The organism is Paenibacillus sp. 1781tsa1 (assembly GCF_024159265.1).
Classification (GTDB): Bacteria; Bacillota; Bacilli; order Paenibacillales; family Paenibacillaceae; genus Paenibacillus.
The window spans coordinates 6,375,053-6,399,880 of the sequence record NZ_JAMYWY010000001.1 but is presented as its reverse complement, the minus strand read 5'-3'; the positions used below and the strand labels follow the sequence as shown (position 1 = coordinate 6,399,880).

25 protein-coding genes and 1 riboswitch are annotated in these 24,828 nt (G+C 47.7%); all 25 genes read left to right on the top strand.

What is annotated here, in order from left to right:
- Nucleotides 1–87 precede the first annotated feature (87 nt).
- The 25 genes from ychF (at nucleotide 88) to NKT06_RS28605 (ending at nucleotide 24,703) form a co-directional block, all read left to right on the top strand.
- Entirely contained in the window at nucleotides 88–1,188 is a 1,101-nt protein-coding gene (gene ychF, locus NKT06_RS28720; RefSeq protein ID WP_124116543.1) for a redox-regulated ATPase YchF, read from the top strand.
- Between the two features lie 260 nt (nucleotides 1,189–1,448).
- Nucleotides 1,449–1,577 (top strand): hypothetical protein, encoded by a 129-nt coding sequence (locus NKT06_RS31780; protein ID WP_301290198.1) that lies wholly within the window; start codon nucleotides 1,449–1,451, stop codon nucleotides 1,575–1,577.
- 553 nt (nucleotides 1,578–2,130) lie between these two features.
- Nucleotides 2,131–3,198: a peptide chain release factor 1 gene (gene prfA / locus NKT06_RS28715; RefSeq protein ID WP_249912672.1), complete on the top strand. Its 1,068-nt coding sequence runs from the start codon at nucleotides 2,131–2,133 to the stop codon at nucleotides 3,196–3,198.
- 24 nt (nucleotides 3,199–3,222) lie between these two features.
- Nucleotides 3,223–4,107 carry a peptide chain release factor N(5)-glutamine methyltransferase gene (gene prmC, locus NKT06_RS28710; protein WP_253442860.1) on the top strand — a complete coding sequence of 295 codons (885 nt, stop codon included), beginning with the start codon at nucleotides 3,223–3,225 and terminating at the stop codon, nucleotides 4,105–4,107.
- Between the two features lie 85 nt (nucleotides 4,108–4,192).
- Nucleotides 4,193–5,413, top strand: a complete 1,221-nt coding sequence (locus tag NKT06_RS28705; RefSeq protein WP_253441336.1) for an FtsW/RodA/SpoVE family cell cycle protein — start codon at nucleotides 4,193–4,195, stop codon at nucleotides 5,411–5,413.
- A 302-nt stretch (nucleotides 5,414–5,715) separates the two neighbouring features.
- Nucleotides 5,716–6,936, top strand: coding sequence for an FtsW/RodA/SpoVE family cell cycle protein (locus NKT06_RS28700; RefSeq protein WP_253441335.1), 1,221 nt, complete (start codon nucleotides 5,716–5,718; stop codon nucleotides 6,934–6,936).
- A 965-nt stretch (nucleotides 6,937–7,901) separates the two neighbouring features.
- The gene (spoIIR, locus tag NKT06_RS28695; protein WP_253441334.1) at nucleotides 7,902–8,561 is read left to right on the top strand and encodes a stage II sporulation protein R; all 660 of its coding nucleotides are present in this window, start codon (nucleotides 7,902–7,904) and stop codon (nucleotides 8,559–8,561) included.
- Nucleotides 8,562–8,816: 255 nt separating this feature from the next.
- The gene (locus NKT06_RS28690) at nucleotides 8,817–10,055 is read left to right on the top strand and encodes an L-threonylcarbamoyladenylate synthase (protein ID WP_253441333.1); all 1,239 of its coding nucleotides are present in this window, start codon (nucleotides 8,817–8,819) and stop codon (nucleotides 10,053–10,055) included.
- Nucleotides 10,056–10,249: 194 nt separating this feature from the next.
- Nucleotides 10,250–10,810, top strand: a complete 561-nt coding sequence (locus NKT06_RS28685; RefSeq protein WP_253441332.1) for a manganese efflux pump MntP — start codon at nucleotides 10,250–10,252, stop codon at nucleotides 10,808–10,810.
- A 58-nt stretch (nucleotides 10,811–10,868) separates the two neighbouring features.
- Nucleotides 10,869–11,441: a low molecular weight protein arginine phosphatase gene (locus NKT06_RS28680; RefSeq protein WP_253441331.1), complete on the top strand. Its 573-nt coding sequence runs from the start codon at nucleotides 10,869–10,871 to the stop codon at nucleotides 11,439–11,441.
- Nucleotides 11,442–11,537: 96 nt separating this feature from the next.
- A riboswitch (ZMP/ZTP riboswitch) is annotated at nucleotides 11,538–11,619 on the top strand.
- 141 nt (nucleotides 11,620–11,760) lie between these two features.
- Nucleotides 11,761–12,354, top strand: a complete 594-nt coding sequence (locus tag NKT06_RS28675; RefSeq protein ID WP_253441330.1) for a TIGR01440 family protein — start codon at nucleotides 11,761–11,763, stop codon at nucleotides 12,352–12,354.
- Nucleotides 12,355–12,625: 271 nt separating this feature from the next.
- Nucleotides 12,626–13,873: a serine hydroxymethyltransferase gene (locus tag NKT06_RS28670; RefSeq protein ID WP_253441329.1), complete on the top strand. Its 1,248-nt coding sequence runs from the start codon at nucleotides 12,626–12,628 to the stop codon at nucleotides 13,871–13,873.
- 425 nt (nucleotides 13,874–14,298) lie between these two features.
- Complete coding sequence (gene upp / locus NKT06_RS28665; protein WP_017691929.1) at nucleotides 14,299–14,928, top strand: uracil phosphoribosyltransferase; 630 nt, start codon at nucleotides 14,299–14,301, stop codon at nucleotides 14,926–14,928.
- Nucleotides 14,929–14,978: 50 nt separating this feature from the next.
- Nucleotides 14,979–16,136: a non-hydrolyzing UDP-N-acetylglucosamine 2-epimerase gene (gene wecB, locus NKT06_RS28660; RefSeq protein ID WP_253441328.1), complete on the top strand. Its 1,158-nt coding sequence runs from the start codon at nucleotides 14,979–14,981 to the stop codon at nucleotides 16,134–16,136.
- Nucleotides 16,137–16,322: 186 nt separating this feature from the next.
- Nucleotides 16,323–16,577 (top strand): AtpZ/AtpI family protein, encoded by a 255-nt coding sequence (locus NKT06_RS28655; RefSeq protein WP_024632723.1) that lies wholly within the window; start codon nucleotides 16,323–16,325, stop codon nucleotides 16,575–16,577.
- Nucleotides 16,570–16,947 (top strand): ATP synthase subunit I, encoded by a 378-nt coding sequence (locus tag NKT06_RS28650; protein ID WP_062836961.1) that lies wholly within the window; start codon nucleotides 16,570–16,572, stop codon nucleotides 16,945–16,947. The genes NKT06_RS28655 and NKT06_RS28650 overlap by 8 nt, the downstream gene beginning before the upstream one ends.
- A gap of 45 nt (nucleotides 16,948–16,992) precedes the next feature.
- On the top strand, nucleotides 16,993–17,811 hold the full coding sequence (gene atpB / locus NKT06_RS28645; protein ID WP_124116536.1) for a F0F1 ATP synthase subunit A: 819 nt from the start codon (nucleotides 16,993–16,995) through the stop codon (nucleotides 17,809–17,811).
- Nucleotides 17,812–17,889: 78 nt separating this feature from the next.
- Nucleotides 17,890–18,114 (top strand): F0F1 ATP synthase subunit C, encoded by a 225-nt coding sequence (gene atpE, locus NKT06_RS28640; RefSeq protein ID WP_017691934.1) that lies wholly within the window; start codon nucleotides 17,890–17,892, stop codon nucleotides 18,112–18,114.
- 113 nt (nucleotides 18,115–18,227) lie between these two features.
- Nucleotides 18,228–18,716 carry a F0F1 ATP synthase subunit B gene (gene atpF / locus NKT06_RS28635; RefSeq protein ID WP_036612568.1) on the top strand — a complete coding sequence of 163 codons (489 nt, stop codon included), beginning with the start codon at nucleotides 18,228–18,230 and terminating at the stop codon, nucleotides 18,714–18,716.
- A complete protein-coding gene (locus tag NKT06_RS28630; RefSeq protein WP_253441327.1) occupies nucleotides 18,713–19,261 on the top strand; it encodes a F0F1 ATP synthase subunit delta in 549 nt (182 codons plus the stop codon). The genes atpF and NKT06_RS28630 overlap by 4 nt, the downstream gene beginning before the upstream one ends.
- 16 nt (nucleotides 19,262–19,277) lie before the next feature.
- Nucleotides 19,278–20,792, top strand: coding sequence for a F0F1 ATP synthase subunit alpha (atpA, locus tag NKT06_RS28625; RefSeq protein ID WP_047840700.1), 1,515 nt, complete (start codon nucleotides 19,278–19,280; stop codon nucleotides 20,790–20,792).
- Between the two features lie 208 nt (nucleotides 20,793–21,000).
- Nucleotides 21,001–21,873 carry an ATP synthase F1 subunit gamma gene (atpG, locus tag NKT06_RS28620; protein ID WP_076209796.1) on the top strand — a complete coding sequence of 291 codons (873 nt, stop codon included), beginning with the start codon at nucleotides 21,001–21,003 and terminating at the stop codon, nucleotides 21,871–21,873.
- A gap of 95 nt (nucleotides 21,874–21,968) precedes the next feature.
- Nucleotides 21,969–23,372, top strand: coding sequence for a F0F1 ATP synthase subunit beta (gene atpD / locus NKT06_RS28615; protein WP_253441326.1), 1,404 nt, complete (start codon nucleotides 21,969–21,971; stop codon nucleotides 23,370–23,372).
- A gap of 60 nt (nucleotides 23,373–23,432) precedes the next feature.
- Nucleotides 23,433–23,837, top strand: coding sequence for a F0F1 ATP synthase subunit epsilon (locus NKT06_RS28610; protein ID WP_253441325.1), 405 nt, complete (start codon nucleotides 23,433–23,435; stop codon nucleotides 23,835–23,837).
- A 608-nt stretch (nucleotides 23,838–24,445) separates the two neighbouring features.
- Nucleotides 24,446–24,703, top strand: coding sequence for a DUF1146 family protein (locus NKT06_RS28605; protein WP_124116534.1), 258 nt, complete (start codon nucleotides 24,446–24,448; stop codon nucleotides 24,701–24,703).
- The last annotated feature ends 125 nt before the right edge of the window (nucleotides 24,704–24,828 follow it).

Genomic DNA, 24,828 nt, shown 5'->3' with positions numbered 1-24,828 from the left:
AAGTTCCTTGATGCCTTGAGGTTTGTCATATATAATGTATAGGATTATCCATACCGAACAAGTAATCAATGAGGAGTTGTCATATACATGGCTTTGAAAGCTGGAATCGTGGGTTTGCCTAACGTTGGTAAATCTACATTGTTTAACGCAATTACACAAGCAGGTGCCGAATCGGCAAACTATCCGTTCTGTACAATTGACCCTAACGTGGGAATCGTTGAAGTACCCGATGAGCGTTTGGACAAACTGACAGAACTCGTTGTACCTAAGAAAACAGTACCAACGGCGTTTGAGTTTGTAGATATCGCGGGTCTTGTTCGCGGTGCGAGCAAAGGCGAAGGTCTTGGTAACAAGTTCCTTGCCCACATTCGTGAAGTAGATGCAATTGTACACGTGGTACGTTGCTTTGTAGATGAGAACATCACACACGTCGACGGCAAAATTGACCCGGTAAGCGACATCCAGACCATCAATCTGGAGCTGATCCTGGCCGATATCGAGAGTGTTGAGAAGAAAATCGACCGCTCCAAGAAAAACATGAAGGGCGGCAATAAGTCTGCCTCTCAAGAAGTAGAAGTGTTGGAGAAAGTGAAGGCTGTTCTGTACGATGATAAGCCGGCACGCAGCATGGAACTTACGGATGACGAGCTTTTGATTATACGCGATCTGCACTTGCTTACCCTGAAGCCTGTTCTGTATGCAGCCAATGTAGCTGAGGACGAAATCGGCGACGTGGCGAACAATGCTTACGTGCAAAAAGTAAGAGAATTCGCAGCTGCTGAAAACGCAGAAGTGGTGCCAATCAGTGCGAAGGTTGAAGAAGAGATCTCCGAGCTGGAAGGCGAAGATAAACAAATGTTCCTGGAAGAACTCGGTATCGAGGATTCCGGTCTGAACCTGTTGATCAAAGCGGCTTACAAATTGCTCGGTCTGTACACATACTTCACAGCAGGTGTACAGGAAGTTCGTGCTTGGACAATCCGTAAGGGTACCAAAGCACCAGGCGCAGCAGGTGTCATTCACACGGACTTCGAGCGCGGATTCATCCGGGCAGAAGTTGTTTCCTACGACGATCTGGTGGCAGCAGGTTCCATGAACGGTGCCAAAGAGCGCGGACAACTTCGTCTAGAAGGTAAAGAGTACGTTGTAAATGACGGCGACGTTATGCACTTCCGTTTCAACGTGTAAGTTGTTACACATTTATATGTAGACTTAAAATTATGACCCTACGACCTTCTTCGTGAAGTTCGTGGGGTCTTTAACTTAGAGCTCTGAAGATGAGGATGCAACGGAGAATAGTCTTCCAAGAGAAACGGGTTCTTTGTTTTCATCATCAAAATCAACTGCTGAGACAGAGATGTGAATAGGCATATTATGGTATAATAGAGGAGACAAAGTAACCGGTGGATAATCGATACGGTGATGCTTACCCGAAAGGGGGTGACGCCGTGTCATTTCTTGCAGTAGTGCAGCATTTCCTAGAAATTAGCGACAAGCTAATTAGTATTGCAGTGGGGTTAATAGCCGTATGCAGTGCGTGGAAAGCAGCGCGGAACAAGAAAAACCACCGGGATTAGGTTGGTCGCCTTGCAATCCGGTGGTTTTTCATTCATTTGATTGAAATTCGCCGTGGTCTCCCACCGGCCTTTGTTGGAGAAGTCACGATGTTAGCGCATCGTGGCTTTTGTTTATTTTACACCTGTTATACTTGTATTATACCACAGTAGGATCATTTCGGAACCACATCGAACAACAATTTCATTTTGTATCTTACAGCACAAAAAATTAGTTCATCCGCTTGCGGAACAGTTACTATTCAGAACCATAAGAATATGCTATAATTAAGAGTCGTATACCACGTTAAAATTCGCACTGTAACCGATGAGTCGAAGCGAGTTTAACACGGGGTACACGATTTCTTGATATCACTTTAAAAGTAAAGGATTTGATGACGTTGTAGCGATGTTATACGTCGATCATACATGAATGTGAATACATGCTGCGGTCAGGGGATTCATTGAGAATCCTGTGCGTTGTGGAATATAGATTATAGATGTGATTAATGTTGAATTGAAATATTTATTGAAAATGTGATGTGCTTGGACAAAATAATGCGTGAGGTGACTATACATGTTGGATAAATTACAGGCGTTAGCCGACCGTTATGACAAGTTGAGCGAGCTTTTGTGTGACCCGGATGTGGCAAGTGACAACAAAAAGTTGCGGGAATACTCCAAAGAACAATCCGATCTGCAACCGACTTATGAAGCGTACACGGAATACAAACAGGTAAGTCAGGATCTCGAAGCTGCAAAGGAAATGCAGGGTGAGAAACTGGATGATGAGATGCGCGAAATGGTCAAAATGGAAATTGACGAACTGAGCACTCGTCAGAAAGAGCTGGACGAATTGATTCGTGTACTCATGCTGCCAAAAGATCCGAATGACGACAAAAACGTTATTGTTGAGATTCGCGGAGCAGCTGGTGGAGATGAAGCAGCGTTGTTTGCAGCAGATCTGTATCGGATGTACACACGTTATGCAGATGCACAAGGCTGGCGTGTAGAGCTGATGGACGTTAACACGAATGATCTTGGTGGATTCAAAGAGGTTGTTTTCCTGATCAACGGACGCGGTGCTTACAGCAAAATGAAATACGAAAGCGGCGCACACCGTGTGCAGCGTATTCCAACAACCGAGTCTGGCGGACGTATTCATACGTCAACTTCAACGGTTGCCGTTATGCCTGAAGCCGAAGATTTCGATATCGAAATTCATGACAAAGACATCCGTGTGGATACGTTCTGTTCCAGTGGTGCTGGTGGACAATCGGTTAATACGACGAAATCCGCAGTACGGGTAACGCACGTTCCAACGGGGATTGTGGCGACATGTCAGGATGGAAAATCACAGAACTCCAACAAGGAAAAAGCGTTGCAGGTTCTGCGTACACGTATCTTCGATATGAAACGTATGGAAGAGGAAGCAAAGATCTCTGTTGAGCGGAAGAGCAAAGTGGGAACGGGTGACCGCAGTGAGCGGATACGTACGTACAACTTCCCGCAAAGCCGTGTGACGGATCACCGGATTGGTCTGACCATGCACAAGCTGGATCAGGTGATGAACGGAGAGATTGAAGATATTTTGTCTGCACTGACCATTGCTCAGCAGACTGAGATGATGGATAGAGGAGAATAATCTGTGACCCGCGCGCAGTTTGTCATGACGCCGGAACAGAGCTGTCGGGAAGCCTTCGTGGAGGCTTCCTCTTTTTTGGAGAAGTGCGGCGTGTACGAGCCGCAAAACAATGCCCGGCTGCTGTTGGAACATGTACTCGGTGTCTATGGCGCCGCGTACTACATGATGCAGCCGGAGCCTTTTCCCAGCGAGCATCGCAGCCGCTGGGAGGACGCCGTCACGCGCAAGGCAGCGGGTGAGCCGGCGCAATATATTATCGGCAGCCAGGAATTCTATGGGCTGCCGTTCGAGGTCACGCCGGCCGTGCTGATTCCGCGGCCGGAGACGGAGCTGTTGGTCGAGGCTGTGCTGCGCGAAGCCGACCGCGTGTTTCCTGACGGCGCTCCGCTCGCCGTCGATATTGGCACGGGCAGTGGTGCCATCGCGGTGACGATGGCTTCACTACGCCCGCGCTGGCAGGTCGGCGCCGGGGATCTCTCGGCGGCTGCCCTGCAAGTGGCCGCGCGGAACGCGGCCGCGAACGGGGTACAGATCGACTTCCGTGAAGGCGATCTGCTGGCCCCGTTCGCCGGGGCACGGGTGGACATCCTGGTGTCCAACCCGCCATACATCCCGGCGGCGGATATCGGCGGGTTACAACAAGAGGTGCGCGATCATGAGCCGCGCATGGCACTGGACGGCGGTCCGGACGGGCTTGCACCGTACCGTATCATGCTGGAGCAACTGGCGCTGCTGCCTGCACCGCCGCAGATCATTGGTTTTGAGCTGGGCCAGGGGCAGGCTCGCGACATCGCGGCTCTACTTGAATCGGCGGGACATTGGCCGGAAATTATCATTGTACCGGACCTTGCCGGAATCGAGCGGCATGTCCTGGGTGTTCGTACTTCGGAACAGGTGACGAAAATGTAAGGTTCCGCGGGTTTTCTTTTTACCGTGAAATCCTCTACAATGAGATATACCGAAGATTTCTGAATGCTTGGGGGAACATAATTACATGCTGCACAAATTTAAAAAGATAGATTATTCTATCGTGTTTATACTGGTTATTCTGATGGTTATCAGTATTTTGTCGATTTACAGTACAACGTTTGGTCGTCCGAGGCTGGAGGGACTCCCGAAAGATGCGGTGTTTTATTACATTGTGGGATTCATAGTATTTTTTGGGATGTCCATGATTAACTATAAATTTATAATCAAAAATTATTTATATATCTATGGCGTGGGTATGCTGCTGCTCATTTTCGTGATGTTCTTTGGTAAAGAGTATTACGGTGCAAAAGGTTGGCTGTCCATCTTCGGGGTCAGTTTGCAGCCTGCTGAATTGTTCAAGCTATGTCTGATTGTGTTTTTATCGGCCCTTTTGGCCCGAAAGAAGAATCGTCCGCTTTATTTCGGACGTGATGTTATTCCGATCTCACTCTGTGTTCTGCCACCGTTACTACTCGTATTGCTGCAAAATGACTTGGGAAATGCGCTAAGCTATGTGATCATTCTTGTGGGCCTGTTATGGATTGGCAACATTAAATTCACACATGCCCTCATTGGCTTTATGATTGCTGTGGCTGCTTTTATCGGTGGTACGCAGGCGTATATTCATTATCATGATGAGATTGTAAAATTCCTGAATGACATTGGACGTTCGCACTGGGCGGATCGTTTTGACCCCTGGCTTGTACCAGAGCTGACCTCAAGAGATGTACTCTGGCAGACGTATAATGCGAAGCTTGCGATAGGTTCTGGCGGTATTACGGGCAAAGGATATCTGGAAGGCACAACGATTCAGTCGAATCGGGTGCCGCTGGCCTATGCAGACTCGATCTTTGTACAGATCGGGGAGGAATTTGGCTTCATCGGTGCCTCAGTATTGCTTCTCCTATACTTTATCCTGATTCACAGGCTGGTGCTGATTGCACTGGAGTGTAAGGATCGCGCCGGACCTTATCTTATTGTAGGTATTATAGCGATGCTGCTCTACCAGATCTTTGTCAATATTGGTCCGTTCATTGGTCTGATGCCATTGACAGGGATTACGCTGCCGTTTATCAGTTCGGGTGGTACCTCCATTATGATCAACATGATCAGTATGGGGATTGTGATGAGTATCAAGGTTCACACGGAAGAAAACGAGGATATTCTTGGCTCTGCGGAACAACCGAGTATTACCGATTTGGTGATGAAATTGCTAAGACGCAAGCCATCCCAGCAGGAACAATAACGTTCTCGGAATTAAAAAAATCTGGGGATAACAGCGATTGGTCATCGTAGTGTCAGTGTAAATAATCCTTAGTTTAACTTATATATATAACTACAGAACCCTGGAACAGATCAGCCCTATTGACTTAGGGAGGAATGTTTTGGGGTTTTATTGTTTTTACGGTGGGAGACAGGCCATTGAATGGTTTAATTGTCATCCTGAAGCAATCCTGATTTCCATTTTATTATCCAATTATATACAATGGTAATATTGAGTTCAATTGGAAATCATAGAATGTTAGATTCAGGGGGATGGACGGAGTCATGGTGAGAATGTTGAAAAAGATGGACGGTGTGATTCTCTTCATCATGCTGTTGCTCATGATTATTAGTGTATTTGCAATTTACAGCGGAACGCAAACAGATGCTCACCTGGCGAGTCACCATGTCAAAACGATTTATTTCTATGTGGCTGGATTCATTGCGGTGCTTGTCATCGGGCTTGTGAATTACAAGTTATACGTGAAATATGCGTTTTATTTGTATGGGTTGGGAATTATACTATTGATCCTGGCCAATGTACTGGGCAGTTCGATCAATAATGCCAACGGCTGGCTGAAGCTGGGCGACAACTTTTCTTTTCAACCGGCAGAGCTGTTCAAGATGATTCTGATTCTTTTCCTTGCCCATTTGATTGTGAAGAGACAACGAGGCACGCTGAAATTTTGGAGAGATATTGTGCCGATTGGCTGCTGGGCGTTTATTCCATTTGCTCTGGTTATGGCTCAGAATGATCTGGGAAATGCGCTGGGGTACGTGGTGATTCTGGCTGCGGTATTCTGGATCGGCAATATGAGGCTGAAGCACGCATTGATTGCACTGGCGATTGTGGGAGTGACCTTCTTTGGCTTTGTTAAAGCCTATACGTTCTATCATGATGAAGTGTTCACCTTTCTTGAAAAGATAAAAAGGGAACATTGGGCGGAACGGATTGATCCTTGGTTGGTACCAGAAAAGGCTACCTCCAAAGCTTCCTGGCATACGAAAAATGCAGGTTTAGCCATCGGATCAGGGGGCATCATCGGCAAGGGTTATTTGCAAGGAACATCCGTTCAGAGTGGACGAGTTCCCTATACGTATTCGGATTCCATTTTTGTCGTGATCGCAGAGGAGTTTGGCTTTGTCGGTGCATCCGTACTGATTCTGTTGTACTTTATTCTGATTCAACGGATGGTGTGGATTGCTCTGAGTTGCAGAGATCGCGCGGGACCCGTCATCATTGTAGGTATTATCGGAATGTTGTTGTATCAGGTGTTTGAGAATGTGGGGGCGTTCCTCGGGCTGATGCCGCTCACAGGCATTACGTTGCCATTCATCAGTTACGGGGGCACCTCCCTGCTCATCAACATGGCTTGTATTGGTGTGGTCATGAGCATTAAGTTGTATGGTCAGGAGGAAGAGGATGAACTTCTCATGGGGGAGCAGCAACCTCGGTTATCGGAACGTTTATGGAATATGCTCAAGAAAGAGAAAAGTGCTGTGTAACTGTTGAGTTGGTGTAGTGAAAAGAAAAGCTGTGGAGCGTATAACGTAATTGTTCATTGTTCGTAAGAATGAAGAGGTTGATTTGCCCTGTAACCAGGTGCGGATCAGCCTTTTTAACATGACTGGTGAGCGAATGTATATCCTAGAATCGATCGCTCTAAAGCGTGTCTTCAAGCCTGCTGTAAGCCGAAGTATATGATGCGTATCTAGGAGTCAACATCAGAGTGTTGGTATGGTGTGGATCTTCAGGTGCCTGCTACTAGAAGTTAAGAGTTAAGAGTTAGGAGCTAGCGAACCTGACACATCTTATTCGGGGATTTGGAGCGCTTGGAGAAAGCTAAGGAATCAGAGACACGTTATATCAGCATAAACAGCCTTTTGTAGCATGTTGGTCAGATGATTTTGGGAAATAACGTGTCGCGTGTTCCTTACAATTTCAAAAGAAGACCTGAAGGCCGAATAAGACGTCCTCGGTTCCTTAGAACATCGACTGGTCCTTCGCGAGAATCGTTCGCCAGAGTCATTCGTCAGGGTTAGCTAGTACAGTCTTCAAGGCTATTTGAAAGCTGACATTCGTCATCGCATAACTTGCCTGAGTTTAAACACAGATACTAGTAGTACATGCTCAAAAAAAATGTTTTTTAGTAACGTTTGAGTATAGTTCCAGTAACGAGAAGATGAGATGAAGCAAGAAATGGAGTAGTGGAGTGGAGGATAAACTACGTGAGCAACTGGAATGTTTCCGGGGAAAACAACCTTAATAAGGCCCGCTTATTTCGGCTGAGAATTTCATATCCAACGTTGATGATGCAGCTAGGCATCCTTCGTAATTAAAAGCAAACTTTTTGAATAAACTCTAGTAGATTTATTGCAAATGATAGGTTTATTTCCGTCTCTTCCGGACATACTGATAGACATGAGAGAGTTGCAGGTCGCGTGATCAGAGAGCCGAGGGGGAGAACGGAATGAACAGACGAATTGTAAAGCAAATTGGACTTATTATTGTATGTCTTATGATGATGATCATGATGTGGGAAGGTCAGAAAACGGATGCAGCTGTGGCGGCCACAGCGATTCCTGAACAATCGATCCGCTTGCGTATTCTAGCAAACTCGGATGCACCGGGAGATCAATTGGTGAAACGCGAGATTCGGGATGCTGTCGTTGCTCAGATGGGCGAGTGGGTAGGCGAACTGGAGAATCCGCAAAGTCTGGATGAAGCGCGCCATGTCATTCGTGAGCATTTGTCCGAGATTGAAAATAGAGTAGGAGAAGAGCTGGCCAGTCGCGGTTTGAAGTATGAGTATCAGGTGGAATTGGGTTCTGTTCCGTTCCCAACCAAGCTATATGGAGGCACCGTGTATCCTGCCGGGGATTATGAAGCGGTTCGAATCACGCTGGGCGAAGGCAAAGGTCAGAACTGGTGGTGTGTGTTGTTCCCGCCGCTGTGCTTCATTGATGCAGGAACCGGGGATGCACTGGCGAAACCTTCAAACGTATCAGCCGCAGCGGCTGAACCTGGAGATGTAGATGCATCTGTGCAGGGAGAGACACCGGAGGCGAGATTCTTTCTGTGGGATATGGCTGTGAAACTGTGGAGTTGGGTCACTGGATTATTCGCATAACAACACATTTATACTATACATAAGGGTGGCTTCAATTCAGGGAGCTGCCCTTTTGATATGAATTGGCGTTGAAGCTACAGTAAGACTCATGCGTGGAGCGAAGTATGAAGGGCATCCGAGGCGGGACAGGTATGTTATAATTACTTATATTGAATATGGAGTATGAAGCGAAGTGAACAAAGATGTGTATGGAGTGTGAGGTGTTTTTCTCACGTGCACAAGTAACCTATTATGATGTTTAGGAATGATGGATATATGAATAGAGAGAATGAGCAAGTGCAATCCACCTCAGAAATGGGAAATGACATGGAGGTTCATGACAAGGGAACTCCAGCAGAGATGGTCACAGTCAATTGGGATGTGCGCGTTTTATTGAACAATGAGGATGATCATGGATTGGGTAATATTGAATTAACGGATGTGAAAAAGGGGAGCGCCCATCAAAGGGCGCTCGACGACTTGCAGGCTGCCGCAGCCTGCCTTCGTCAAGGTCAGACGGTGGCCTTTCCGACCGAAACGGTCTACGGCCTGGGTGCGGATGCGCGTAGCACGGCAGCCGTGGAGGCTGTATTTGTCGCCAAAGGCCGACCTTCCGACAATCCACTGATTGTGCATATCGCGCATCGGGACCAGTTGGACGCTCTGGTCACGGAAGTGAATGAGACAGCCGAAGCGCTGATGGCGGCCTTCTGGCCGGGACCGCTGACGCTGGTGCTGCCGGTTAGGCCGGGGGCGGTGTCTCCGCGTGTCACCGCTGGTCTGGACACGGTGGCCGTGCGCATGCCGGACCATCCGGTGGCCTTGCAGTTGATCGCGGCGGCGGCATGCCCTGTGGCTGCGCCAAGCGCCAACCGCTCCGGGCGGCCAAGTCCGACACTCGCGTCTCATGTGCGCGAGGATCTGGATGGCCGCATCGGCGGCATCGTGGACGGCGGCCCCACCGGGGTGGGCGTCGAGTCCACGGTGGTGCAGGTCGGTGACGACGGTACCGTCACCATCCTGCGCCCTGGCGGCATTACGGCGGAACAACTGTCCGCCGTTGCCGCCCGTGTCGCCACGGACCCCGCGCTACTCGCGGAGGGGGCCGATGGCGTGGGAAGCCCGGCGCCGCGCTCGCCGGGCATGAAGTACACGCACTACGCACCCGCAGGGGCGCTGTGCGTGGTGGAGGGGCCGCCCACAGCGGTGGCGGCCTGGACCAGCGCCGCCCTCGCAGAGGCGGCGCAGCGCGGAGAGCGCACCGCCGTGCTGGCGTTCGCCGAGCACGCGGAGCAGTACCGCGCCGATGCCGTGTTCTCGCTGGGTGACGCCAGCGAGCTGGAAGAAGCGGCGCGCCGGCTATACGCCGCGCTGCGCAGTTGCGATGAGCAAGGCGCCACATATATTGTGGCTGAAGCCTGCTCACGCGAAGGGCTGGGAGCAGCCGTCATGAATCGGCTGCTCAAGGCCGCGGGTAACCAACTCATCCAAGTTGGCGACCCACAGCCCTTCTAATCTCTCCTGATCATACAGTCAGGAGAGCCACTTAACTTTTTTCCATAACAAAATCAATTAAAACATCGTATCCACCTGCCCTTATGCATCATGGATATGGAGTAGATACGCAACGTTTACCTTTCATCGGTCATGTTTAGGTCCTTGTCCGCATATCGTGTACAAGAACCTTTACGTGACTTGGGGGTATGGGGATGTGGGATGTGTCTGCCCATGTAGGGCAGTTGGTAACCATTTTGATCATGGCTGTTGCGCTTGGCCTCGATGCGTTTTCGCTCGGAATCGGAATTGGCATGAAGGGCATTCGGCTGAGGGATGTATTGCGGATCAGTACAGTAACGGCGCTATTTCATATCATCATGCCGCTCATCGGCATGTATATGGGCAAATACGTCAGCTCGCTGCTCGGTGACATTACGACGTATGCAGCAGGTGGATTACTTATTCTGCTGGGTGGTCATATGATTCTGAATGCATTCCGTGAAGGTGATACCAAGCTGGTGGACCACCGTTCCCTGCTCGGCGTTATTTTGTTCTCCCTCAGCGTAAGTGTGGATTCGTTCTCCGTTGGCGTTTCCTTAGGGATGTTTAGCAGTAATCTAATCTTGACCGTACTTGCCTTTGGTGTATGTGGCGGGGTGATGTCGGTTATGGGTCTGCTATTAGGCCGTCGGGTGAGTCAGAATCTTGGGGATTACGGTGAGGCCATTGGTGGCGCAATCTTGCTTGCGTTTGGACTTTTGTTTATATTTTAAAATAAAACGTGAGACATCATATCATTCGCATCATATGTAAAATGGGGAGGCTAACACAATGAAACATATTTTATTCGTATGTACAGGCAATACGTGCCGCAGCCCCATGGCAGAGGGGCTTTTGCGAAAGTTGGCATCGGAGCGCGGCATTCAGGTAGAAGTCCGTTCCGCAGGTGTAGCAGCTACGTCGGGTATGCCGATCTCCCGTCATGCGGAAGCGGTTTTAAGAGATCATAACGTTGAAGGTCCGCCTCATTCCACACAGCTTAGCGCTAACCTGGTCGGTTGGGCCGATCTGGTTCTTACACTAACGCGGAGTCATAAGCAGCATGTCATGCAGGTATTTCCCGACTCCGTTCACAAAACCTATACATTAAAAGAGTATGTGGAGGACGACAAGCAGGTATTAAGAGATGTTCAGGAGTTGGACAGCCTGTTTGCAACGCTGGAGATGAAACGTGCCCTTGGTCAAGAGATTCTGGCATCAGAGCGCGAGCGAGCCATTGAGATCAGACAACGCATTCCAAGTTTCGACATCTCCGATCCTTTTGGAGGCAGTCGTGATGATTATAATATCGCTGCGGCCGAGATTCGGACGGCATTGGACCGGCTTTTGGATAAGCTGGGATAATTCTGATCCTACGGGGCAGGTTATAGAAACAGGACGCGTGATGTAAATTAACCGTTGATTTTAGCCGCGGGTTGTTTTATGATGAAGGGGAAAACAGGGATCCGGTGTAACTGGCGACGAAGTGGGCATAACCACGATGGAGCACCGGAACAAACGGCCGGTCGCCTGGGCAAAAGAGCAATTCTGCGTTACCCGCAGACTGCTCTTTTTTTCGTCTTTCATCTGATTATTCGCTATAATAGTACCTGAGATGCCGTGCAAGAATACGAAGGACAGCCAAGAGACAGCGGGCATGATTTTATCGGGAGGCGATGATAGGATGACTATAGAGTTAGATTCAGAACAAGCCGGATTGCAGGAACAGACCGCATCCATTCTGCATGAACTGGCGCTTGCCGGACAGCTTGGGCCTGGACAGATCGTTGTGATCGGTACAAGCACAAGTGAAGTTGCAGGTGCGCGGATTGGTACGAGCGGTGCCATTGAAGTGGCGCAGCAGCTTCTTGCGGGGATACGCGAGGTGCAGGAGGAATTCGGTTTTGACACGGTATTCCAGTGTTGTGAGCATCTGAACCGTGCGTTGGTCATGGAACGTTCTGTGCTTACTCGACTTGGATTGACCGAGGTTGGTGCAGTACCCGTGCCCAAGGCCGGAGGTTCAATGGCATCCGCAGCATATCGTTCGCTGACCGATCCATGCCTGGCTGAATATGTGCAGGCCCATGCGGGAATGGACATTGGGGAAACGATGATTGGCATGCATCTCCGGCATGTAGCCGTACCCTTTCGTACAGCGCTCCGCTATGTTGGAGATGCCCGCGTGACCACGGCGCTTACTCGTCCGAAGTTGATTGGCGGCGAACGAGCGGTGTATCGTATGGAAGAACAACCAGATTCATCATTTTGTGACTGATATCTTCAACCAATATAAAGCTAAATTATACTTTACACGAAAACGGAGAGTGCAACACCAATCTGAAGAAGCGAAGCGTTCGCCTGAAAGCTTTCCGAAGGAAAGCTACATCGGAAGCATACGCTATCCCCGGATTTTCCCCTTATTATAAGTGAGTTCAGAAAAATCCGGGGATAACAGCGATCGGAAGATGGTGATGCAATCGAAGTCAGGAATGTAACCACTGTAGTTTCGCTTTATAACTTCACTTATACCTGGGAGGAATTTAATCATGGAACAATTGCGCAAGAATGACCCGGCAGTACTGGAAGCGATGAATCTTGAACTGAAACGTCAACAGAACAACATCGAACTGATTGCATCCGAAAACATTGTAAGTGAAGCAGTAATCGAAGCATTGGGATCTGTTCTGACCAATAAGTACGCTGAAGGATATCCAGGCAAACGTTACTATGGTGGTTGTGAGCATGTGGACGTTGTTGAAGACATTGCGCGTGATCGTGCCAAAGAATTGTTCGGAGCAGAACACGTGAATGTTCAACCTCACTCCGGAGCACAAGCGAACATGGCAGTATATCTTGCAGCGTTGAAACCTGGTGATACTGTACTTGGTATGAACCTTGCCCATGGTGGACACCTCACGCACGGTAGCCCGGTTAATGCTTCCGGTTTGCTGTACAACTTTGTAGCATACGGCGTACAGGAAGATACATTCCTGATTGATTATGATGAAGTACGCAAAGCGGCTTTCAAACACCGCCCTCGTCTGATCGTTGCAGGTGCAAGTGCATATCCGCGTACCATTGATTTTGAAAAGCTGGCTTCCATCGCCAATGATGTAGGTGCTTTGTTCATGGTGGATATGGCTCACATCGCGGGACTCGTTGCTGCTGGTCTGCATCCAAACCCGGTTCCACATGCGCATTTCGTAACAACAACAACACACAAAACGCTGCGTGGACCTCGTGGTGGTATGATTCTGTGCCGCAAAGCGTGGGCAGCAGCGATTGATAAAGCGGTATTCCCGGGTTCCCAAGGTGGCCCTCTGATGCACGTGATTGCTTCCAAAGCGGTAGCATTCGGAGAAGCTTTGCAACCAGAATTCAAAACATATGCACAGAACGTTGTGAAAAACGCACAGGTTCTGGCTGAAACACTGATCGCTGAAGGCTTGAACATCGTATCCGGTGGTACAGATAACCACTTGATGCTGATCGACACACGCAGTGTGAACATCACAGGTAAAGAAGCTGAGCATGTACTTGATTCCATTGGTATTACCGTGAACAAAAATGCAATTCCATTCGACCCTACAAGTCCGTTTGTAACGAGTGGTATTCGAATCGGTACACCTGCTGCAACTTCCCGTGGGATGAACGAAGAAGCGATGGTAGCGATCGGTAAGATCATTGCCAAAACATTGAAAAATCCTAAAGATACGGCGAAGCTGGATGAAGCCCGTGCAGAAGTGACTGCACTGACAGACCAATTCCCGCTCTATACCGACCTTAAATACTAAAAAACTTTGCTCATGGTGTTTGTATTTGAGTTTCTCTAAAATGGAATACAAAATAACGAAGCAGACAGAATGAGGCCGTAGAAGCGAAGCGCTCGCCTTTATCCCCTGATTTTCTCCTTTTATAGAAGATCAAAAAAATCAGGGAATAACAGCGATCGAAGGAGCATTCTGGTGGCGGAGTGCAATTGTATTTAACATTTTCCTTATCTCAATGACATAACAGCAGGAGCAAAACAGGACCGGATGGATCATTTTCCGGTCCTGTTTTTTATAGGATTCGGTATTCTGTAATGATTGGGTGCCCTTTGATGGTGTAATTCGTTGTTGGTGATGATATAATATACAGGATTTATCGAGCCCATGAATGGTGGCTAGGTATATTTGGAAATGCTGAACATGAAGAACTTACCGGAGGGACAAAATTAATGGGAAAATTAGTAATATGTGATCACCCTTTGATTCAACACAAACTGACGTTTATACGCGACATGCGTACGAATACGAAAGATTTTCGTGAATTGGTGGATGAAGTAGCAACGTTGATGGCTTATGAGATTACAAGAGATGTTGAACTGGAAACGATTGATGTACAGACACCTGTAGCTGCAACACAAGGTAAAGTCATCTCTGGACGTATGCTCGGACTGGTGCCGATTCTGCGTGCAGGACTCGGAATGCTGGATGGCGTTGTGAAATTGTTGCCAGCGGCAAAAGTTGGACATGTTGGTCTGTTCCGTGACCCGGAAACACTGCAACCGGTAGAATACTACACCAAACTGCCTACAGACGTGACAGAGCGTCAATTGATCGTAATTGATCCGATGCTTGCAACTGGCGGTTCGGCGATTGCAGCTATTGACGTGCTCAAAAAACGTGGCTGTACCCAAATCAAGATGATGAACCTGGTTGCAGCACCGGAAGGCGTTAAAGCTGTGCAGGATGCACATCCCGATGTGGATATCTATGTAGCAGCATTGGACGACCGTCTGGATGATCATGGTTATATCGTTCCAGGGCTTGGAGATGCAGGAGACCGTCTATACGGCACTAAATAAGCATATCGCATGCTTGTAATCGGAACTTATAGAAAAGGGGCTTTGCTCGAATGTCCAAGAAAATTAAAGTCATGACGATCTTCGGGGTGCGTCCAGAAGCCATCAAGATGGCTCCGCTTATTTTAGAATTGCAAAAACACCCTGAGTCTATTGAATCTATTGTTTGCGTAACTGCGCAGCATCGCCAGATGTTGGATCAGGTACTTGAAGTTTTCGACATTCATCCCGATTATGATCTGGATGTAATGAAAGACCGCCAGACATTGAATGAGATTACAATTCGTGTTCTCGGTGGTTTGGAGCCGGTGTTAGCTGAAGCCAAACCTGATATTGTACTGGTTCACGGAGATACATTAACTACCTTTGTAGCGAGCTATGCAGCATTCCTGCAACAGATTCAGGTAGGGCATGTAGAAGCGGGGCTGCGGACGTGGAACAAGCTGTCTCCATATCCCGAAGAGATGAACCGTCAGCTGACGGGAGTACTGGCTGATCTACACTTTGCGCCTACGGATTGGTCTTCTTCCAATCTTGCCAAAGAAAATAAATCGGAGTCTAGTACGTACGTCACAGGCAACACGGTAACAGATGTGTTTCAATATACAGTACGGGAGGACTACACACACCCGGTACTTGATTGGGCCCAAGGCAAACGCCTTGTGCTGATGACAGCTCATCGCCGTGAATCTCAAGGCGAGCCTCACCGCAACATTTTCCAGGCCGTCAAACGGATTGCCGACGAATTCGAAGATATTGCCATCGTGTACCCGGTGCATCCAAGTCCTGCTGTGAAGGAGCCGGCTCACGCGATTTTGGGGAATCATCCCCGTATTCAATTAATTGATCCGCTAGACGTGGTGGATTTGCATAACTTTTACCCGCACACTCACTTGATTTTGACCGATTCAGGCGGTTTGCAGGAAGAAGCACCTTCGTTTGGTGTGCCTGTGCTCGTATTGCGCGATACGACAGAGCGCCCGGAAGGTATTGAAGCTGGAACGTTGGAACTGGTAGGTACCGAAGAGGAACGTGTGTATGAACGGACCAAAGCTCTGCTTACAGACAAAACCCTGTATGCAAGCATGAGCCAGGCTGCTAATCCATACGGTGATGGACATGCTTCGGAAAGAATTGTCAATGCGATTCTGCACCATTTTGGTGTAAATAGTGAGCGTCCGGAATCATTTCACAGAAAATTCAAAAAATAATACAATTTTTCTGACGGATTTATAAAGGGCATAGCATACAGTTAAACTGTACGGTTTACGCGGGTTTATGGGCTTTGAGGGTCTGTATTCCCGTCGTTTTCCCCTTTAAAACGCTAAAATCATTCAATTGACAAAGGCTCTCATCATTCAGTAAAATTAACTGGGATTGCAAGGGTGGCGTGGAAAATGGCCGATTCGAACAAACCAAATTCATCCCGTAACCATGACGATAATGTATGGAAAGCGATGGGGCTCGTGACAGCTTTTGGGATCGAGATTGCCATTCTCGCTGTTGCCGGATATTACGCTGGCTCCTGGTTGGACAAGACCATCGGAGGTAACGGAATATGGATCGCCGTAAGCGTTCTCTTTTTTCTTGCGGCAGGCGGTGTAAGCATCTACTTTATCGCGAAAAAATTCATGGGGGAAAGTGATGAGTGAACTAACCAGATACCGCAGATCGATGACTGTTTTCATCATGTACTTTCTTATGATTTGTTTTCTCGCAGCGGCCTTTATGCCACGTGTGGAGACAATTGCTTTGGGACTAGCCCTGGGTACAGGAATTAGCTGGATCAATGCATTTTACTTGGGCTACAAAGTAAGGAAAATGTCTGATGATGCGGCAGAAGGTAACTTGAAGCGTGTGAACCTGGGATTTTTGACAAGAGCGGCACTCGCTGTGCTCGGTATATTCATATCGATGCGCTTTCCGCAGTACTTCAATACATATGCGGTTGCAGGCGGTCTCGTCATTGCACAATTTTCCTTACTGATTATAGGGATTGTCCATTCCCGCAGAGCAGAGTGATGTTAAGGGCTGCAGCTTTCAAGTCGAGAAAGGGGTGAGAAAAATATGCATGAAGCTCCAATTATTATGCTTGGCGGATTTCGACTGGATCTATCTGTTCTGTTGATGCTGGTAGTTACAGGTGCAATTGTTTTTATTTTTGCTGTACTGGCAACACGGAGATTATCCGTTGAAAATCCCGGCAAGCTGCAAAATTTTATGGAGTGGGCAGTAGAATTCGTCCGCAATCTGATTTCCAGCACAATGGATATGAAGAAAGGTAAACATTTTATCTCTCTCGCTCTTTCCATGATTATGTTCATTTTTGTAGGGAATATGCTCGGCCTTCCGCTCGTGGCTGTATCTGAGGTAACAGATGTTAATCAGGCACAGGTATTCGGTAAGCCGATTGTTACAGCGGTGGAGGCGTTTGAAGAAGCGCATGCCAAGGACCCTGAAGCACACCCACACGTTGAACTGGCTTGGTGGAAATCACCGACAGCCGACTTGTCTGTGACGATGGGACTTGCTCTCGTAGCGTTCCTTGTATCTCATGGACTAGGATTGTTCCGCAACACAAAAGGGTATCTCCAGCATTACCTTAAGCCATTCGCCTTGTTCTTGCCAATCAACTTGATTGAGACGGCATCCAAGCTGTTGACACACGGTATGCGTCTATTCGCGAATATCTTCGCGGGTGAGGTACTGATCGCAACGATCCTGAAACTGACCACATTCAAAGTGTTTGGTGCTATTGCAGCAATTCCGCTACTCATGGTGTGGCAAGGATTCAGTATCTTTATCGGCGCGATCCAGGCATTTGTGTTTGTTATCTTGATGATGGTGTACATTTCACAGAGCATCGAGACGCACGACGAGCATTAAGTTTCAAGCCCTACGAAGATTTCTTCATCAGGCTGAACAATAAAAAATTCGATTTATCATTTTAAGGAGGATATACAAATGGGAGCAATGGCATTAATCGCAGCAGCAATTGTTGCAGGACTGGGCGCGTTTGGCGCAGGTATTGGTAACGGTATGGTAATCAGCAAAACGGTGGAAGGTATTGCCCGTCAACCGGAAGCAAAATCCACTCTTCAAACAACAATGTTTATCGGTGTAGGTTTGATCGAGGTATTGCCGATCATCGGTGTGGTACTCGCGTTCATGTTCTACGGTATGGCTTAATTAAATTTTAAAGGTTTGGCGGGGAAGGCCATAGCCATCCGCGCCTTCTTTTTAGGTAATGTCCGTTCTAACGGATGACGTTTCAAGGATACCTCCAGGAAGGAGTGAACAGATTGAGTTTCATATGGGAAAATACGCTTCTTGCGATTGTTGCATTTGCAATTTTATACTGGCTGCTTAGCCGTTATGCCTTCGGGCCTTTGTTCTCCATTATGGAAAAACGTCGTGAACTCGTGATGACGCAGATGAATGAGGCTGCACAGACTCGGGAACAGGCCATTGCCTATGTGGAGGAACAAAAACAAGCTCTTGAGCAAGCACGTCAAGATGCTTACGACATCATTGAACAGTCCAAACAAACGGGTGGCAAACAAGCTGAATCGATTTTGGCTGATGCAAAAGCTGAAGCTAATCGTCTCAAAGACGATGCAGTACGCGAAATCGAGAGCGAGAAGAACAAAGCAGTCGCAGCACTTCGCAGCGAACTGGGTACAGCTTCCGTTCAGATTGCATCCAAGTTGATTAAAAAAGAAGTTGAGAACGGTCCTGCACAAGAAGAGCTTGTGAACCAATACCTCAATGAGGTAGGAGGCCGACAATGAGCCGCGATACGATTGTTGCCAAGCGTTATGCGAAAGCATTGTTCGAAGTTGCTCTTCAGCAACAGCAGGTGCTTGAGGTTGAACAGGAACTGGTTGCAGTAGTCAGTGCATTGACCGGAGATGCAGATATCGAGAAATTTATCGTATCCCCTAATATTTCTGATGAAGCCAAACAGAACGTGATTCACTCAAGTCTTGATGGCAAGGTATCCGAATCAGTCCTTCGCACAGTCTTGTTGTTGATTGAACGCGGACGCGTTGAATTGCTGGGAGACTTGTTGAATGATTATCGGAAGATCCAAGGTGAGTCGCTGGGCATCGCTGATGCACGTGTCTACTCGACTTATGCGTTGAATGATGAAGAAAAAGAAGCGGTAGCCCGTGAATTCGGTGGCCGTGTGAATAAAAAGATTCGTATCGAGAACATTGTTGATCCGACTCTGCTGGGCGGATTGAAAGTCGCCATTGGCGATACGATCTATGACGGCAGCTTGGCTGGCAAGCTCGAACGTCTTGAGCAGTCTTTTAACAGACGAGTACAGTAGATTGGGGTGAGGACACTTGAGTATCAAACCAGAAGAAATCAGTACATTAATTAAGAGCCAAATCGAACAATACAAGACCGATATCGATGTAGTCGAAGTCGGAACGGTAATCGAGGTTGGTGATGGTATCGCTCGTGTTTACGGACTTGAGAACGTCATGTCCAACGAGTTGGTTGAATTCCCAAGCGGTGTTATGGGACTCGCCATGAACGTGGAAGAAAGCAATGTCGGTGTCGTTATCCTGGGACCTTACTACGATATTCGTGAAGGTGACCAAGTGAAACGTACGGGCCAAATCATGCAAGTGCCTGTAGGCGAAGCATTGATTGGACGCGTTGTGAACCCGCTCGGTATTCCAGTGGATGGCAAAGGGCCAATCGCTACAACGGAATTCCGTCCGGTTGAAGGTAAAGCACCAGGCGTAATGGATCGTAAATCGGTTCATGAGCCGATGCAAACAGGGATCAAAGCCATTGATGCCATGGTTCCAATCGGTCGTGGACAACGTGAGTTGATCATCGGTGACCGTCAAACAGGTAAAACATCCATCGCGATTGATGCGATCCTGAACCAAAAAGGTAGCGGCATGAAGTGTATCTATGTGGCTATTGGTCAGAAACAGTCTACGGTTGCTCAAGTTGTGGAAACTCTTCGTCGTAAAGGCGCAATGGAGTACACAATCGTTGTAACTGCAGCAGCTTCCGATCCATCACCACTCTTGTACATCGCACCGTATTCCGGTTGTTCGATGGGTGAGTACTTCATGTACAAAGGCGAGCACGTTCTGGTTATCTATGATGACTTGACTAAACAAGCCTCTGCATACCGTGAACTTTCCTTGTTGCTTCGTCGTCCACCGGGCCGTGAGGCATATCCGGGTGACGTCTTCTACCTGCACTCCCGTTTGCTGGAGCGTGCTGCGAAGCTGAATGATGAACTTGGTGGTGGTTCTTTAACCGCACTGCCGTTCATTGAAACACAGGCTTCCGACGTATCTGCATACATCCCAACGAACGTAATCTCCATCACGGACGGACAAATCTTCCTGGAAGCTGACTTGTTCAATGCTGGACAACGCCCGGCGATCAACGTAGGTATTTCCGTATCCCGTGTCGGTGGTTCTGCTCAGATCAAAGCGATGAAAAAGGTTGCAGGTTCCCTGCGTCTCGACCTCGCTCAATATCGTGAGCTTCAAGCGTTCTCCCAGTTCGGTTCCGATCTGGATAAAGCGACTCAGGCCCGCCTGAATCGTGGTGCGCGTATGATGGAAATCCTGAAGCAAGGTGTTAACCAGCCTCTGCCTGTAGAACAACAGGTTGTAAGCTTGTACACTGCAGTTAAAGGATTCCTGGATGAGATTCCAACAGGTGATGTTACTCGTTTCGAGCGTGAGTTCCTCGCGTTCATGGAGAGCAGCCATCCGGAGATTCTTGCATCCATCCGTGATACTAAAGAATTGACTGCAGACAACGAAAATGCACTGAAAGGTGCAATCGAGAAGTTCAGAAAGAGCTTTGCTGTCTCTGTCTAAATAAATGATTGCAGGTGCGGAGTTGTCTAACCGATTCCGCATGTCTGCATGTAATACGTTGACTCTGTCAAAACAGGGTTGTGTTTACGATGTAGTTTTGACAGAGTCAAAACTAGTGAATGCTTACGAAGTAACTTTGGCTTTGCCAAAGTAGGGTTGTGCTTACGATGTAGTTTTGACTTTGTCAAAACTTTAAGGTGGTGAAATCATGGCAAAAGGCATGCGCGAAATTAAGCGGCAAATTAAAAGCGTACAAAGCACCAAGCAGATCACCAAAGCAATGGAGATGGTAGCTGCTGCAAAACTGCGTAAAGCGCAGGAAAAAGCGGAAGCAGCCCGTCCTTATTCGGAGAAACTGAAAGAAGTTGTAGCTAGTATTGCATCAAGCACGCAAGGCATACAGCATCCGATGCTGGAGAGCCGTCCGGTCAAAAAGACAGCTTACCTGATCATTACATCGGACCGTGGTCTTGCAGGTGGGTACAATGCGAACGTTTTGCGTCAGGTTAATCAGACGCTCAAAGAGCGCCACAACTCCCAGGATGACTACGAGTTGTTCGTCATTGGACGTAAAGGACGCGATTACTTCAGACGTCGTGAAATGGCGATGGCATCCACAACAACGGATCTGTCGGATTCGCCTTCATTTGCAGATATCAAATCCATTGCACACGAAGCTGTTCATGGGTTTGAACTGGCTGAATTTGATGAATTGTACATTTGTTATAACCGCTTTGTGAATGCGTTGACCCAGATTCCTACGGTAGAAAAACTTCTTCCAATGGAAACACCTGAGGTAACTGCTGCGGAAGGACCAACGGCAAGCTACGAATACGAGCCGTCTGCTGAAGCTGTACTTGAAGTTTTGCTTCCGCGTTATGCGGAAACACTGATCTATGGTGCACTTCTGAACGGTAAGGCGAGTGAGCTGGGTGCGAAAATGACGGCAATGGGTAATGCAACCAAAAATGCATCTAAACTCATTAATGACTTGTCATTGACATACAACCGTGCCCGCCAAGCGGCGATTACGCAGGAGATTACGGAAATTGTGGCAGGTGCCAACGCAGCACAAGGCTAACCGTTTTTTTATTAATGAAGGCTTGCAGAGCAAAGATAAACGAACGGTACATTATTTTTGCAAAAGTAGCAGGCTTGTAGGAGGGGAACGTTAAGATGAACAAAGGACGCGTTGTGAGCATCATGGGTCCGGTTGTTGACGTCGAGTTTGATCGCGGCGGTCTGCCGGAAATCCTCAATGCCATTACGATCACGACAGTAAGTGAGAGCGGCGTTAGTGTAAACCTTACACTCGAAGCTTCGAAACATCTGGGTGACAACCGAGTACGTTGTATTGCGATGTCCTCCACGGATGGACTTGTTCGTGGTATGGAAGCTTTAGATACAGGAGCACCAATCTCTGTACCTGTCGGTGAAGCAACACTGGGTCGTGTATTTAACGTACTCGGCGAAGCAATTGATACTGGCGGTGCCGTAGCTGTTGAGCACAAGAACCCGATTCACCGTTCAGCACCTGCATTTGATGAACTGACTACCCAAGCAGAGATGCTGGAGACAGGAATCAAAGTTATCGACTTGCTTGCTCCTTATGCTAAAGGTGGTAAAATCGGTCTCTTTGGTGGTGCCGGTGTAGGTAAAACGGTAACCATTCAAGAATTGATCAACAACATCGCACAAGAGCACGGCGGTATCTCCGTATTTGCGGGTGTTGGTGAGCGTACACGTGAAGGTAATGACTTGTATCACGAGATGAGTGATTCCGGCGTTATCAACAAAACAGCAATGGTCTTCGGACAAATGAACGAGCCTCCAGGCGCACGTCTTCGTGTAGCCCTCACAGGTCTGACCATGGCGGAATACTTCCGTGATGAAGAAGGCCGTGACGTGTTGCTCTTTATCGATAATATCTTCCGTTTCACCCAAGCGGGTTCAGAAGTATCTGCCTTGCTTGGACGTATGCCTTCCGCGGTAGGTTACCAACCTACGCTGGCAACAGAAATGGGTCAACTGCAAGAACGTATCACTTCAACGAAAAAAGGTTCTGTAACATCCATCCAGGCCATCTACGTGCCTGCGGATGACTACACTGATCCGGCTCCTGCAACGACGTTTGCCCACTTGGATGCAACGACGAACCTGGAGCGTAAAATTTCCGAGATGGGTATCTACCCTGCGGTAGATCCGCTGGCATCCAGCTCCCGGATTTTGTCCCCTGAAGTTGTAGGTGAAGAACACTACAGCGTAGCTCAAGGCGTTAAACGTATCTTGGCGCGTTACAATGAATTGCAAGATATCATTGCGATCTTGGGTATGGACGAGTTGAGTGAGGAAGACAGAGCGCTTGTATACCGTGCTCGTAAAATCCAACGTTTCTTGTCCCAGCCTTTCCACGTTGCTGAAGCATTTAACGGTATTCCGGGTAAATACGTTCCGGTTAAAGAAACGGTGCGCAGCTTTAAAGAGATTCTCGAAGGTAAGTATGATGATCTTCCGGAAGCAGCTTTCCTCTTTGTTGGTACAATTGAAGAGGCAGTGGAGAAAGCCAAAACACTGGTTTAGTCTGAATCCAGGATTGTCCTTATGTGGGCTATCCTTCGGATAGTTTCAGGAGGGATGGAATTGAGCACCTTTTTGTTGGAGATTGTAACACCTGAGCGTCTGGTGTATTCAGAACAAGTGGATAGCATCACGGCTCGTGGTATTGAAGGGGAACTGGGCATTCTGCCTGGTCATATTCCTATGGTTACACCTTTGCAGATTTCACCAATCTATATTCGTAACGGAAAAGAAAATAAACAAGTTGCTATCGGTGGCGGGTTTATCGAAGTACGTAAAGATAAGGTTGTTGTACTCGCAGAGAGTGCTGAATTCCCGGAAAACATTGATGTGGATCGTGCGCGTGCGGCGAAAGAGCGGGCAGAACGTCGGCTTGCAAGCCAAAGCAATCAGGACCACTTTGATCACCGTCGTGCAGAGATTGCGCTGCAAAAAGCGGTTAACCGGATTAACGTTTTTGGCAAATAAACGATTCTTGGAAGCCCGGCGGCTTAGTCTGCCGGGCTTTTTTGAGTTTGTCTGATAGAATTGTTTTATCGAATATATCAAAATCGCTGACCACAAAACCCCATCATATTCCTTCAGTAAACAGAAGTATTTTAAGCAAATTATTCACCTATGATGAGGATTTGAATAGAATATAGGACTAAAGTAGTGGGCGTATTTACCACTAAGAGAACCATTTTTTTCATGAGAAAATTAAAATTATTTCCGAGGAAATGACAGAATCGATATCGAAATAGCGCTCTTTTATGTCGTTTTAGTCACAAAATCCCGGCATTTTAAAATTAAAATATTTGAGAAGTGGAAATCAATGTAATTGACAATGTATGATGAAAGAGCCTATATTCCATAGAGTCAGCAGAAGCAGGAAGCTGCGTAGTAGATTCCATAGTCTTGCACAGCCGGATTGTTGCTGCTCGCTCTTTGGGCATCAGGAGATTCCTGCCTGGCAGGAGTAAATCTGACAGTACGCTCAGTATGTTGTGCTTAAGACATTCCAGTGTACTAACAAGTTATGGGTGTCGGGCATATGATATGCTGATCGCTGCAACAAATGTGGAGGTAAAGAATATATGGATACTGATCTGACGAATCAGGTGAATCAGGCGTTAAGCACCAATGGCTTGGTCTCAATCATCGTCTCCCTTTTATGTATTGCGTTGTCTTGGTGGGCTTTGCAAAATCTCAAGCTGGATTTAATCATCAGACAACCACGAGGTGCTCAGGGAAGACTGTTACATTTGTTGCTCGCCATCATTCTGGGGCATGCCGTTGCTGGTTTTGTCATTGACTACTTGTCATGGACTCAAATGTTGCGTAATTTGTTTTAATGTTGAGATGGTTGGTTAATCATCTGTTAGGCCCTTGAAGGAGCTCATTGTCGAATAACATCGATTAATTGTGTTAACAATTAGAGTATGAGTTGTCGGTAAAGAAATTAAGAAAAAAATGTGAC